The following is a 12,640-nucleotide window of genomic DNA, read 5'->3' on the forward strand; positions in this document are numbered from 1 at the left end:
CAGCGAGATGAATGTGTAGCGTCACACCGATCTGCTTCCGGCCCATACTACGTATGAAAATCGCCATTGTCTCCCAACCCTGGGAAGCCATCAACCAGAAAGCCGTCGGCGCCTCGTCGATCGCCACCATCACCTATCGCCTCGCCCGGGGATTGGCCGAACAGGACGAGGTGGTCATCTATGCGAAGCGGCGCGAAGGACAGGCGGCGACGGAGCGGGACGACAAGGGGATCCTGTACCGCCGGATCGACACCCGGATGGAAAAGAACCTCCTCACCCCGCTGGTGATCGCCGATCGCGTAACCTCTTTTTTCAACCCCCGCATCCCGCTGGTCGCCACGTCGTGGTATTACAAACGGTATGCGACCGAGGTGGCGCGCGACATTCACACGCAGGGGTGCGACATCGTGCACCTGCATAACTTCTCCCAGTTCGCCCCGATCATCCGCAAATACAACCCGAACGCCAGGATCGTCCTCCACATGCATTGCCAGTGGTTGACGCAGCTGAGCGAGCGGGCGCTGGCGCGCCGGCTGGAGGATGTGGATCTCGTGCTGGGATGCAGCGACTACATCACCGACGGCGCCCGCGAGCGGTTTCCGCGGTACGCCGGCCGCTTCGCCACGCTGTTCAACGGCGTGCAGATCCCAGAGAAAGACCTGCCGCTCGATCCCCGCGCGGCGGATGCGCCCCTCCGCCTGCTGTATGTGGGCCGGCTCTCGCCCGAAAAAGGCGTCCACGTCCTGATCGACGCCTTCAACCGCATCGCCGAGCAGGTGCCGAACGTCCATCTCGATGTCGTCGGCCCGCCCGGACTGCTGGCATACAACTTCCTCGTCGGCCTCAGCGACGACGACAAGACCGCCAACCTCAAGCGGTTTTATGGCCGCTCGCTGTCTGAAAAGATCCGCATCCAGCTGATCGAGAAGGAAAAGAGCTATCTTGCCTACCTGAAACGCATCCAGACGCCGGACGCGGCGGCGCGCACCACCTACCACGGCTACGTGCCCCACGGCGAGCGGATGGATGCGTTTTACCGGAACGCCGACCTGTTCGTCCTGCCTTCGGTGTGCAACGAGGCCTTCGGCATGACGCCGGCGGAAGCCATGGTGTTCGGCGTCCCCTCCGTCGTGGCCCGCTCGGGCGGCGTGGTGGAGGTGATCGACGAAGGGGTCACCGGAACGGTGGTCGAGCGCGACGACCCGCAGGCCATGGCCGACGCCGTCGTGCGCTTCCTGCGCGACGCGTCGCTCCGCACCAGCATGCGCGATGCCTGCCAGAAGCGGGCGCGAGCCCTCTTCGGATGGAACGTGCTCGCCGGCGAGCTGCGCGCCATCTACGCGTCCCTGCTCGCCGATGCCCCGCAGACCCGGACGCCCGCGACCCTGGCCTCCTGAAGGCGACAACGACCCGAAACGGCGTGAAAATCCCCAGACGACCTGCATTCGACCAGAAGCTGCTCCAGCAGGCCCAGCTGCTCCCCTCGGAGGCGCTGGCCCGCCCCGCCATCGTGTTCGCGCCGCATCCCGACGACGAGACCCTCGGCTGCGGCGGAACGATCGTGGAGAAGCTCGCCGCCGGCGCGTCGGTCCATGTCGTCTTTATGACCGACGGCAGCCGCTCCCATCGGCACCTGATGGACCCCCGGGAGCTGGGGCTGCTTCGGGTGGATGAGGCCCGGGCCGCCCTCGCGGCGCTGGGGGTCGATCCGGGCCAGAGCACGTTTTTGATGTATGAGGACCGCCGGCTCGGCCAGAGCGAGGCGGATGCCGTCTCCCGCGTCCGCGGCCTGATGGATCAGTTCGGCCCTGAGGATGTGTTCATCCCCTACCGGCACGACGTCACGCCGGACCACCTGGCCACCTGGCGCATCGTGCGCGAAGCCCTTCGCTCATCCAAACGCCCGGTCTGGATCAACGAATACCCGATCTGGCACTGGCATCACTGGCCCTTCATCAGCCTCCCGCTCACGCTGGAACGCAAGACGCTCCGCGTCTGGCGGGACTCGCTGCTGAACCGTTTCGGCGCCCGTGCCTTCCGGGATTTCCGGACCGCCGTGTATATCGGCGACGCGCTCGACCGCAAGCGCAACGCCCTGGAGGCTCACGCGAGTCAGGCCCAGCGCCTGAAGGACCGCTGGCCCATTCTGGCGGACGTCGCCGACGGCGAGTTTCTCGACTGTTTCTTTCAAGCGCATGAGTTCTTCTTCCGATACCGTTATCCTCAGGGACACCTTCGCGGATGACCGCGCTCCCGGGCGCGTTCGGGAGACCCCGTCCGCCACCGGGCCGCAGCGGCTGGTGCAAGACCTCGACGGCGTGATCGGCATCGATCACGGCGCGCTGCGGTTTGGCTACCCGTCGCAGGCCGGCTGGGGGCGCGAATGCCTCGCGTATGGCCCCTTCGAGCGCGAGGCCGGCCTCGCCTTCGGCGTCTTCCTGCTCAACGGCCACCACAGCTCGCAGTCGCTTCCCCCCGCCAGGCCCTCACTGAAACGAAGCCTTCGCCGGCTCGTCGGCCCGATACTGCATCGCCTCGGGATCCTCGAGGCGCCGCAGAATCCCCCCGTGCTGCATCACGCGCCAGCGTTGAAGGAGAACCTCGCCGTGGGCTGGTACGGCGACCCCGCCCCGGCGTCGCCCGTCGACGAGGGGCACGGCCTGATCGTGCATGCCCTGGGTCCGCGCAACGGCGAACTGTGGGCCTGTGGCCACGAACGCACCCCCCTCGCGGTCGCTTCGGACATCCAGAACATCCCCCTCTACCTCATCGTCGTGCTGCGCGAGACGGGCGCGGCGTACTACGTGGCCTCGTTGCCGCAGGCGCACGGCTCGACCGCCTTCCCGATGATGCGCCCGGTCGCCGTCGTAGAGGACGGCGCGGCGCCGGCGTGTTACGCCGTCGTCGCCCAGAGCACGCAGGGCGAGGTCGGATTCCGCATCGAAAGCCGGCTCTACGCCGCCAGCATAGCGCGCGTGGAGGCGTTGTCCGCCTGGTGCGGGTCGGCGCATGCCGCCGACCGGGATGGCGAGGCCTGGCGCGCGGGGCGAACGGCCGCGCGCGGCGGGGACTGGACGGCCGGCGCCGCGGGCGCCCATCCAGCGTTGCTGCTACATCCCGGCGAGGCGACCGGTTTGCTGGCGGCTCGCTGGGAGGGTCCCCAGGCCGGGCCGCGCGGCGTCGTTCTGCGCTACGCCGGCCCTTCCCGCCATCTGGCCGCCGTCGCCGCGGACGGGCAGTTTCAGCTGATCCGTGCCGAGGACGGACGCGCGCTGGCCGAGACGCCGCTGGACGACGACCTCCGCGCCCTCCAGATCCTCGACGACGGACGGGAGATCCGCTGTTTTCTGAACGAGGGGGTCCTGCTCGCCTGCGCGGTGGAACCGGACGACCCCGCGGACGGCGTCGGCATCGTGGGCGGCGGCTGCCGGCGCTTCGAGGCGCACCCGCGCGCCGTGCCAATTCCGGCGGCCCTGGCGCTGCCCGCGCCCTGGCATCCGCCCGAAGCGGCGCCGGAAACCGCCCCCGCGCTCGACGGACCTGCCGGCCCGCTGGATGCCGCGGGCGACTGGGAGCGCTCCATCGGAAAAGGCGTCTTCGAGCGCACGGGCGACGGACGCGTGCGCATCCGCGCCACACGCGAGCGGCCCAACCCGGGGCGCACCGCCTACACGGTGCCCTGGGCGAACCCCGCCTATGCCGATCTGGAGGTCGAGATCCATCCGCCCGGGACCGAGCGCGGCCAGGACGAACGCGGCCGGGGCGGCCTCGTCTTCTGGCAGGATCCGGCCAACTACTTCATCATCAACACCTGGCTCGACGATCAATTCGACGGCACCTCCGTGTCGTCCTTTCACCGGCTCGACGGGTACGAGGACCCGTTCCGGGCGGTGTGGACCAACGTGGGCCGGCGCATCCGCTGGGGGCGGCCGTACCGGATGCGCGCCCGATTCGACGGCCTCCGGTACCTGGTCTCGATCGACGACGAGCCCGTGCTCTATCGCTCGCTCCAGGATATCTACCCGGAGATCGCGCCGCTTCGCATCACCCGTGCCGGCCTCGCGGCCAACTGGGAATGGGGGGATGACACGGGAAGCCTCTTCAGCGGCCTGATCCTGCGGGGTCGTCACGGCGCATCCCCGGGATAAGGCCATGCCCCCTTTTGTGAAGACCATCCAGCAGTTTTGGCGTACCAGCCATGAAACGGACACTCACTAACGCCCTGAAACGCGTAGCCTGGCGTTTTTTCAGACGCATCCAGCGGGGGCCGGCGGCCGGGCTCCGCTTCGACGCCACCGGCTTCCCCCTCGCGTACGTGCAGGGCACGATGGAGCCGGCGGTCCAGGAAGCGCTCGTCGCCAACGTGCAGCCCGGACAGGTCGTCTACGACATCGGGGCCAACTGCGGCTTTTTCAGCGTCCTCGCGGCGCGGCTGACCGGGGAGGCTGGCCGGGTTTATGCGTTCGAGCCCGTGCCGGACCATATCGACGCCATCCGGCGCAATGCCGAACTCAACCAGTTCGCGCAAATCGTCGTCAAGCCCATGGCGGTCGGCGCGACGACGGGCGAGGAGGCGCTGGCGATCACCGACCATCCCGGCGGAGCCACGCTGCGGTCCACCGGCATCGTGCCGCCCGACATGCGCGAGTATGTCAACGTCTCGGTCGTCTCCATCGACGACCTCCTGATGGCCGGCAAGCTGCCGCCGCCCGATTTCGTCAAGATCGACGTCGAAGGCGCCGAACTGGCGGTGATTCGCGGCATGAGCACCACGTTGCGCACCATCCGCCCGGTGCTGATCTACGAAGTGGACGCGAACGACCCGAAGGCCTTCGAGGAGCGGTGGGATGCGCTGGATCGGGCCGTCGAGGAAGCCGGCTACCGGGTCGAGCGGCTCCCACGCGCGTACACCAAAACCCGCTGGCAGGTCGGCCACTCCATCGCGCGCCCTGCCTGACGGCGGGACGCGCCGCTTACCGCCGCATGGCTACCGACCGACCATACCCCGCACCCCCCCGGAAATCAACGTGGACACGTCCATGAGCGCGATGGGCAGATCGATGCCGCGACGCAGGGCCAGGTATCGAGTGGACCAGTTGGGGTCGAATTTATCCTTGTATTGCCGCAATCCCTGGAAGTTGTAGAAATGTTCGCCGTGGCGGAAGACGAACGTCCCGACCTTATTCCAGACCGGCGCGAGGGGACCTACCTCCAGCCCGGACAACGGCGCCATCCCCAGGCTGAACGCGCTGTAGTGCTGCGTCTGGGCCCACAGGATGAGTTGCACGAACAGGAAGTCCATCACCCCATCGGGGGCCGCCTCGCTGTAACGCATCAGATCCACCGACAGGACTTCCGTGGACGGGAGCAGGTTGGCAAACGCCACCACCTCGCCGGCGCGCTCGACGACCGCGATGGGGAAGCGACGCAGATAGGCCGCGTCGAAATAACCGAGCGAGAATCCTTTTTCGCGCGCATGTTTGCTCGCCAGCCAGCTCGACGAGATCCGCTGCAGCTCGTCCACCATCCGGGCGCCCTCTTCCGCCGGCACGACACGAAACCCGTAGCCCGCCTCGGTTAACGAACGCACCGTGCGTCGCAGGCCTTTCCGGTGCCCGCCCTCCATGCTGAACGAGGCCAGATCGATCCGTCCTTCCTCGCCCAGCTTGTAGAAGGACATGCCCAGATCCGCACAGACGCCCAGCGACTCCTCACCAATCTGATACAGCACCAACCGGCCTCCCACGCGATCGCAACGATCGGCAAAACGCCAGATCAGGTCTTTGCGCGTCTTCGCCGGCCCGATCGGGTCGCCGTACGCGATGAAGCTGCGGCCCTGGACGGCATACATGATAAAACCTGTCCGGTCCTCGTCGAACAACACGGATTTGTCGCCCAGCAAAACCAGGTTGCCCTCCGGGTTGGCTGAAGATTGTAGGATGGGCATCGCGGCCTGGAGCTCATCGGCGGTGGCTGTCGCGGTATGGAGCCGGGATGGATTGAACAGGCGCGTCAAGCCTACCAACAGCAGCGTGGCGGCGACACCCACGCCGGCACGGAGAAAGCGGGGCGCACTGGCGTCCAGCTCGAACTGCCACCACAATTCGTGCGCATAGGCCACTTCCCGATAGGCAAAAAACCCCAGCCAGCCTACCGCGAGGAAGGCCATCGCCACCGCGACGAACCAGCGCATCGAGATCGGCTCCCGATCGAGGCGCGTCGTTCGATAAAAGAGGCTCCTGGCTGGATAAAGCAGCACCGCCACGGCACCGAGCAGCAGCGCCTCTTCGTAGTCCAGCCCCCGCAGCAGGCTCAGCACCACGCCGGCGCCGAGCAGGATCAGCGTGGCGTAATAGGCCGAATCGATGCGCCTCATGATCCCGTACGCCACAAAAAACAGCAGCGTCCCGAGCACGCTCGCCAGGAAATGGGAGGTCTCGATCACGGAGAGCGGCACGAGGCGATGCAATTGCGCCATGCGCGCGGAGTCGGCAGGCAGCGCCCCGCCAAAAAGCAGCGCCACGCCGGCCAGAAACACACAAACGGTCAGCACCCTCAGGAGCACAGGCGACACCCACAGATTCCAGCGTGCTCCGAAGGAAGCCCAGCGCGGCCCGTGCCGGCCGATCTCATGATTGAGCAAGGCCAGCGCCGCCGCCACGAGCGGGATGACGTAATACAGGGCCCGATACACGAGCAGGGCGCCCACGACCGTGGCTTTGGGGTAGTCGGACTGCAACCCGATCAGCATCAGGGTATCGAACACCCCGAGACCGCCGGGCACCGCACTCAGGATGCCCATGAGCTGGGCCGCGAGGTAGATGCTGATCAGCTGGAGATAGGACAGGCTGCCGGATGCGGGGAGCAGCGCGTACAGGATGCCGGCGATCAGCGCCATATCGGTCATCCCCAGCGCCAGCTGCCGCCATCGCATGGACCGCTCCGGGATGTGTATCGCATACCCTCGGATGGTCAGCATCTTCTTTCCAAAAAAACCGAACGCGAGATAGCCCGCGACGAGCGCCACGAGGCCGGCTCCAATGCCCCGCAGCACGTGCGGCGATGGCGCAAAACGCGCATCGATGAGCGGTGGATCGACGAGGAAGGCCACCCCAGCGAGGCCGGCCAGACCACACCAGAACGTCAGGCTGCCGATCATGACGAGCGTTACGATCTCCGGTAGACTCAGGTACCCCTCGCCATAGATGCGATACCGCACGCCACCGCCGGCGAGCAGGTTATGCCCCACGTTGTTTCCGATCGCATACCCCGCAAACGACGCCAGAAAAACGCGGCTCCGGGGCACCTGCTTCCCGAGATGGCGCAGCGCAAGGAAGTCGTAGCCGATCAGCGTCAGATAATTCAGCGCGACCAGGACGCCGGCCAGGATCAGCTTCCACGCCGGCAGCTGGTGTAAATAGGCGAGGATATCGGCCAGTTGGAGCGATTCGAGTTCCCGAAGAAGCAGGAAGAGCGCGGCCGCAAAGACGATGACGATACCGAGTGGCGCCCAGCGTTTGAGTCGAGAGAGGATCGCCATGGATGAGCAGGACAAAAGGGTGGGGGCGCGAGCTTCGAGGAGCGGGCGTACGGCGGCCGCCCTGGGTACGCAAAGTACATGGCCGGACCTCCTCCTCGCAACAACGAGGTAAACACGCGCCATCCTGTATAAATGGACCGCCGAGACGCGATGGTCCCGGCGGTCCTTTTGATTGTTACGCCTCGAATAGCACGGGCCGTCCGTGGCAGGGGCGTATCTGAACCTTCGGTTTGAATGGACCTTGAATCAGGTTCAGGAGACGGCGCTGGCTGAAGAATTTGTAGAGAGCGCCTAGTTCACGGCACCGCCCAGCATACGGATGCGGTCTCCGAGTTGATCGATGGTTTCCAGCGCGAGGGGCGTGTTCTGGTTTTCGTTATGTATCATCAGCTCGGCGATTTTTTCCCAGTCGTCTACCTGCGCGTACAGGTCGGGATCGGCCGGCCGGCTCCTCATCCGGGCCGCGGCCACGGCGGCATGTTCGTAGTGCAGGAGCGCGGCCTGGAGCGCGAGGCCGGCGTTCGTCTCCATCGTCGCCTCCATCAACGTGCGGGCGCGCCGCTGATGGTAGTGCGCGATGGCCCGGTGGGCATCAAAAATCGCGCTGTCGAACACCGAAACCGGCGTCTTCGAGCCCGTTTCCGCCGCCCGGGCGATTTTTTCGAGTTGATCGGCGGCGCTGTAGACTTCGTTCTGCACATCGTCATTTCCTTCGCCGGCGTCGACGCGCATCAAAGAAGCCGCCCGGGTGAGTTCTTCGGCGGCGACGGTCAGATTCCCCAGGTTGCTGTTGTCCCGCGAGCGCTCGAGCAGGTAGTCGAGCAGGTAGCGGACCTGATTAAAATCCGATGCCGGGACGGTGAGCGTGAGGTAGCCCTCGTCATGACCCGCCGCCTCGCGGCGAGCCGGGTCCCGTGGTGTTTCTTCCAGCGTCTGGCCCCATGCGGGACTCGTCAGCGCCAGATACATCGTGAACAGAAGTACGATAGGGGTGCGTTTCATAAGTCTATCACCTCGCCACGCGTTGTGGCCTCTGGTTGGGGGTCTCCTCGCCGGGCGAGCAGACCCGTCGTGAGAAAAAGTGGGCGGAAATCGCCCTCAGTCCGGCGCGGTCTCCTCGAAAAAGGGCCGCAACCGGTTCAGATCGTCACGGGTGCTTTCGATCCGTGCGGTGATGTGCTGGCGATCGTCGGGGCGATGCTCCGCGAGGCTGCGGCCGATCGCCTCGAGATCGATCACCACTCCGTGCAGGTCGGGATGCGCATCGTCGGTGAACTGTTCGTTGGCGTCGTTGAGGAAGACGCCGGCAGTATTCAGCTGAAAGGCGGTCGCCTCGTCGGTTTCCTTCCGCTGCCACACCTCCAGCGCCTGCTGGACGTGAAATTCCGCCAGCGCGAAGTAGGCGTAGGCGAGCGCGTGGTCGACCGTCTGCGGCTTGAGGCTCGGCCCAAACTGTTCGCGTTCGACCAGCCGTATGAGGACGCGCGCGCTGCGCTCGAGGTCGGCTTTCGCCTCGCCGCTCGCTTCGGCCGCGCGCCGGTTCAGGAGTTCGGCCGACTCCCGGAGGGGGGCAATCGCCAGGGCGTACTGGCCGCCGTCGACGTTGGCGCGCGCTTCGTGCAGGTGGCGGCGAGCCAGATTGGAGGCATGGAGCCCCACATCGGCATCGGAAGCGGCGGCGATCGGCAAGGCCTCCTCGGCGGTGGCCGGGTCCGGGACGGCGGTTTGATCCGTGCATCCGGTCAGCGTCAGCACCACCAGCAGGGCGGTCGCCAGCCCGATGGACCGGGCACGCGGGGTGAAAGGCGTCGTAGCGACGATTGGGCGGGGAATCCTGGGGGAAATGTACATGGCACAGGCTCCGTTCGTGACACATCGAGCGCGGTCACCGAGCGCGGCACGGAAGCCTGTTTATGCGGTTCGCATCCTGTCGCGATCAGCGCACGCTCATGGGGCAGGAACGAATGGCCGGGCCGGATCGTGTCCCGGCTTCATGAGAACCTTCTTATCAAACGCGCCGATCGGGGGCCACTATTCGTGCGGGACGCGATCCATGACAGAAAGCACCACCACCACCACCACGGTCGCCGCGAGGAGCAGAACCGGGCCGAAGAGCCAGAACGTGAGGGGCACGGCGATGAAGTAGGCGCGCATCCCGAACGAATAATAACCGCCGGCCCGCTGCATGTAGCCGATGATGGCCGTTTCGTCGATCAGCGGGTCGCGTACGGCCTGGGGGACGATCACCTGATAGCCGACATGATTAAACAGCCGGACAGCCATCGCAAAGGCGAAGAAGGCGACGAAGAGATCGCCCGTCAGCAGCAGCACCTTAAAAAGCCAGAGGCCCGAATGCGACGGAGACAGGATGCCGATCTGCTCGAGCGCCGGCATGAACTTGTCCGCCTGACCCGACAGGTTGAGCGTGCCGATCATCAGCAGGACCGCCGTGGTCGCAAAAAACGTCGCCGCCATGGTCGAATTCCGGAGCGTCTGAATCGCCAGGAGCGACCGGTTGGGAGGATCCTCCAGGATGTGCTTCACCCACATGGCGCGGACGGCCTGGTTGGCGTTCTGCATGGTAGCCCCCGGCCGGCGCCGGCCACGAAGCAGGGTGAAGAAAAAATACCCCAGCAATAGCACTACGCTGGCGGATACGCAGATTAAATCCTGTTGATGATCGAACATGGACAGCGGCCGAAGGAACGAATTCAAAAACGAGAGTTATTGATTATAGAAAAACATCCGATAGCTCTTCTGACAGGATCTCCCCCACTTTCCCCCCCAAGAGGCTCCGGTCTGGTCGCTCTGGCGAACGATGCTTCATTAATTTTCGCTTAGAATCATCCCCAAGCTTCGCCAGTCGTGTCAGACGATACGATCTTAACGCATTAAGAGCCACCACATTTACAAGACCCAACATGTCTGCCGAAAAAGCCCCGATCGTTACCATCGGGTTGCCTGTTTACAATGGCGCAAAGCATATTCGGGATTGCCTCGACTCGCTGTTGAACCAGTCCTTCACGGATCTGGAAATCGTTATCCTGGATAACGCCTCAACCGACGAGACGGAAGCCATCTGCCGCGAGTATGCCGCGAAGGACGACCGCATTCAATACCGTCGTCAAACGGCCAATGTAGGCGCTGCAGCCAATTTCAATGAAGTCTTCACGTACGCTCGCGGGAAGTACTTCAAGTGGGCCGCTCACGACGACGTGTGCGCTCCGACCTTCATCGAAGCCTGCGTGCAGGTCCTGGATGAGCATCCGGATACGGTGCTCGCCTTTACCGGCACGGAGTTGATCAACGACGACGGCTCCCTCGTCGTGTTCGATCCATCCAAAAATGCGTACGTCGACAGCGGCGGCCGGAACTGGGTGATCTACTTCGAGGAGTCCATGTTCTCCGAAGACCCCATCGAGCGGTTCTCCGCGATCCTGACGCGGTCCAAGTTGTGCCACGAGGTGTTCGGCGTGATCCGGACCGAGGCGCTTTCGCATACCTCGCTCATCGGCGCCTATTACGGCTCGGACAAGGTGCTGCTCGCCGAGTTGTGCCTCCAGGGCCGATTCGAGCAGTTGCTCGACTCGCTGTTTTACCGCCGGTGCCACCCGGTGCAGTCGAGCAAGCGCCCCATCATGGAACGCGAGCGCTGGATCTCGGGCAAGGAGCCCGGGCTGTTCGTCTTCCCGCAGCGTCATGTGCTCGCCGGCTACATCCACGCCGCGCTCCACGCCCGGCTGCCCGTCGGGCAGCGGATGCGCGGACTCAAGGCCGTCCTTCAGTACGCTCTGAGCCCGGAAAAACTCAGCCGGCTCAGCGTTCGCCACAAGAACAGCTACCTTCGATTCAAAAAAAAAGATCGCCCGGTGACTACCCCGTGAGTTGAGCCGGTATTTTGCTCCCCCGCACCACTTTTTCGTCATGCGTTCTGAGTGTCCCAATTGCTCTTCCGGCGCCCTGGAGACGTTTTATAAAGTCCCCCGCGTGCCCGTCCATAGCGTTTTGCTGCTCAAGGATCAGCGCGAAGCGCGGTCGTTTCCTACCGGCTCCATCGCCCTCGGCTACTGCGGCGTCTGCGGCTTCATCGGCAACAAGGCGTTCGACGGCAGCCTGCTGAACTATTCCCGCGAATACGAGGAGACACAGGGCTTCTCGCCGACATTCAACCGCTTTCACGAACGGCTGGCGCGCGATCTCATCGAACGCCACGACCTGCACGGGAAGCGCGTGATCGAAATCGGATGCGGGAAAGGCGACTTCCTCAACATGGTGTGCGCCCTGGGCGACAACACCGGCATCGGCTTCGATCCGAGCTATATTCCGGAGCGCGACTCCGGCGCCGGCGAGGGACGCGCCACGTTCGTGCAGGATTTTTACTCCGAGGCCTACGCGGACCGCGTGGCGGACTTTGTCTGCTGCAAGATGACGCTCGAACACATCCCCAACACCGGAGCCTTTATCCGCACCGTCCGCCGCGCTCTCGACGCCCAGCCGGAAGCCCTGGTCTTTTTCCAGATCCCCGACACGCGTCGCGTGCTCGGCGAGGGCGCCTTCTGGGATGTCTACTACGAGCATTGCAGCTATTTCTCGCCGGAGTCGCTCGATGTCCTGTTCCGCCGCGCCGGCTTCCGGCCGCTGCGGACCTGGACGGACTACGACGATCAGTACCTGATGATCGAAGCCGTCCCGGATGCGCCCGACCACGACCGGTTGCCGGACCTCACCGAGCTGCGCAGCCTCGTCGACCGCTTCGCCGGCACGATCCAGGGCGTCCTGACCGACTGGCGCAGCCGGCTCGCCGCCTGGCGCGATCGGGGCGAACGCGTCGTGCTGTGGGGCGGCGGATCCAAAGCCGTCGCCTTCGTCACCACCCTCGGCGTAGGGGATGAAATCGCCTGCGCGGTCGACATCAACCCGTATAAACACGGCTCCTTCCTGGCCGGCACCGGGCACCCGGTCGTCGGGCCGGACGCGCTCATCGCCGATCCTCCCGATCGCGTGATCGTCATGAATCCCGTCTACATGGAAGAGATCAGGCGCAGTCTCGACGAGCGCGGTCTGCGCCCCGCGCTCGAACCCATTACCGAGTACGCCTGA

At 65.1% G+C, this 12,640-nt stretch carries 10 protein-coding genes; 6 read left to right on the forward strand and 4 right to left on the reverse strand.

Annotated elements, in window-relative coordinates:
- Positions 1 to 53: 53 nt before the first annotated feature.
- Genes R2834_10365 through R2834_10380 form a run of 4 tightly spaced genes read left to right on the forward strand, consistent with a single transcriptional unit; the run spans position 54 to position 4,957 of the window.
- Complete coding sequence (locus R2834_10365; protein ID MEZ4700722.1) at positions 54 to 1,397, forward strand: glycosyltransferase family 4 protein; 1,344 nt, start codon at positions 54 to 56, stop codon at positions 1,395 to 1,397.
- Positions 1,398 to 1,420: 23 nt separating this feature from the next.
- Positions 1,421 to 2,245, forward strand: coding sequence for a PIG-L deacetylase family protein (locus R2834_10370; protein MEZ4700723.1), 825 nt, complete (start codon positions 1,421 to 1,423; stop codon positions 2,243 to 2,245).
- The gene (locus tag R2834_10375) at positions 2,196 to 4,148 is read left to right on the forward strand and encodes a hypothetical protein (protein MEZ4700724.1); all 1,953 of its coding nucleotides are present in this window, start codon (positions 2,196 to 2,198) and stop codon (positions 4,146 to 4,148) included. The genes R2834_10370 and R2834_10375 overlap by 50 nt, the downstream gene beginning before the upstream one ends.
- A gap of 50 nt (positions 4,149 to 4,198) precedes the next feature.
- Positions 4,199 to 4,957: an FkbM family methyltransferase gene (locus R2834_10380; protein ID MEZ4700725.1), complete on the forward strand. Its 759-nt coding sequence runs from the start codon at positions 4,199 to 4,201 to the stop codon at positions 4,955 to 4,957.
- Positions 4,958 to 4,987: 30 nt separating this feature from the next.
- Here the strand turns inward: R2834_10380 and mprF are convergent, their stop codons facing one another.
- From mprF to R2834_10400, 4 genes are all read right to left on the reverse strand, one after another.
- Positions 4,988 to 7,540 carry a bifunctional lysylphosphatidylglycerol flippase/synthetase MprF gene (gene mprF / locus R2834_10385; GenBank protein ID MEZ4700726.1) on the reverse strand — a complete coding sequence of 851 codons (2,553 nt, stop codon included), beginning with the start codon at positions 7,538 to 7,540 and terminating at the stop codon, positions 4,988 to 4,990.
- 291 nt (positions 7,541 to 7,831) lie between these two features.
- The gene (locus R2834_10390; protein ID MEZ4700727.1) at positions 7,832 to 8,542 is read right to left on the reverse strand and encodes a hypothetical protein; all 711 of its coding nucleotides are present in this window, start codon (positions 8,540 to 8,542) and stop codon (positions 7,832 to 7,834) included.
- 96 nt (positions 8,543 to 8,638) lie between these two features.
- Positions 8,639 to 9,391 carry a hypothetical protein gene (locus R2834_10395; GenBank protein ID MEZ4700728.1) on the reverse strand — a complete coding sequence of 251 codons (753 nt, stop codon included), beginning with the start codon at positions 9,389 to 9,391 and terminating at the stop codon, positions 8,639 to 8,641.
- A gap of 180 nt (positions 9,392 to 9,571) precedes the next feature.
- Positions 9,572 to 10,228 carry a DUF599 domain-containing protein gene (locus tag R2834_10400; protein ID MEZ4700729.1) on the reverse strand — a complete coding sequence of 219 codons (657 nt, stop codon included), beginning with the start codon at positions 10,226 to 10,228 and terminating at the stop codon, positions 9,572 to 9,574.
- Between the two features lie 233 nt (positions 10,229 to 10,461).
- Between R2834_10400 and R2834_10405 the strand changes: the two genes are divergently transcribed.
- Together R2834_10405 and R2834_10410 are read left to right on the forward strand one after the other, a co-directional pair.
- Positions 10,462 to 11,424, forward strand: coding sequence for a glycosyltransferase family 2 protein (locus R2834_10405; protein ID MEZ4700730.1), 963 nt, complete (start codon positions 10,462 to 10,464; stop codon positions 11,422 to 11,424).
- Positions 11,425 to 11,464: 40 nt separating this feature from the next.
- Positions 11,465 to 12,640 carry a class I SAM-dependent methyltransferase gene (locus tag R2834_10410; GenBank protein MEZ4700731.1) on the forward strand — a complete coding sequence of 392 codons (1,176 nt, stop codon included), beginning with the start codon at positions 11,465 to 11,467 and terminating at the stop codon, positions 12,638 to 12,640.

Source organism: Rhodothermales bacterium, assembly GCA_041391505.1.
In the GTDB taxonomy this organism is placed as follows: domain Bacteria; phylum Bacteroidota; class Rhodothermia; order Rhodothermales; family JAHQVL01; genus JAWKNW01.

What these genes read in the sequence shown, in the direction of transcription:
- R2834_10395 (MEZ4700728.1), bottom strand. Translation starts at nt 9,391, where the DNA reads ATGTACATTTCCCCCAGGATTCCCCGCCCAATCGTCGCTACGACGCCT.
- R2834_10365 (MEZ4700722.1), top strand. Translation starts at nt 54, where the DNA reads ATGAAAATCGCCATTGTCTCCCAACCCTGGGAAGCCATCAACCAGAAA.
- R2834_10380 (MEZ4700725.1), top strand. Translation starts at nt 4,199, where the DNA reads ATGAAACGGACACTCACTAACGCCCTGAAACGCGTAGCCTGGCGTTTT.
- R2834_10410 (MEZ4700731.1), top strand. Translation starts at nt 11,465, where the DNA reads ATGCGTTCTGAGTGTCCCAATTGCTCTTCCGGCGCCCTGGAGACGTTT.
- R2834_10390 (MEZ4700727.1), bottom strand. Translation starts at nt 8,542, where the DNA reads ATGAAACGCACCCCTATCGTACTTCTGTTCACGATGTATCTGGCGCTG.
- R2834_10405 (MEZ4700730.1), top strand. Translation starts at nt 10,462, where the DNA reads ATGTCTGCCGAAAAAGCCCCGATCGTTACCATCGGGTTGCCTGTTTAC.
- R2834_10400 (MEZ4700729.1), bottom strand. Translation starts at nt 10,228, where the DNA reads ATGTTCGATCATCAACAGGATTTAATCTGCGTATCCGCCAGCGTAGTG.
- R2834_10375 (MEZ4700724.1), top strand. Translation starts at nt 2,196, where the DNA reads ATGAGTTCTTCTTCCGATACCGTTATCCTCAGGGACACCTTCGCGGAT.
- mprF (MEZ4700726.1), bottom strand. Translation starts at nt 7,540, where the DNA reads ATGGCGATCCTCTCTCGACTCAAACGCTGGGCGCCACTCGGTATCGTC.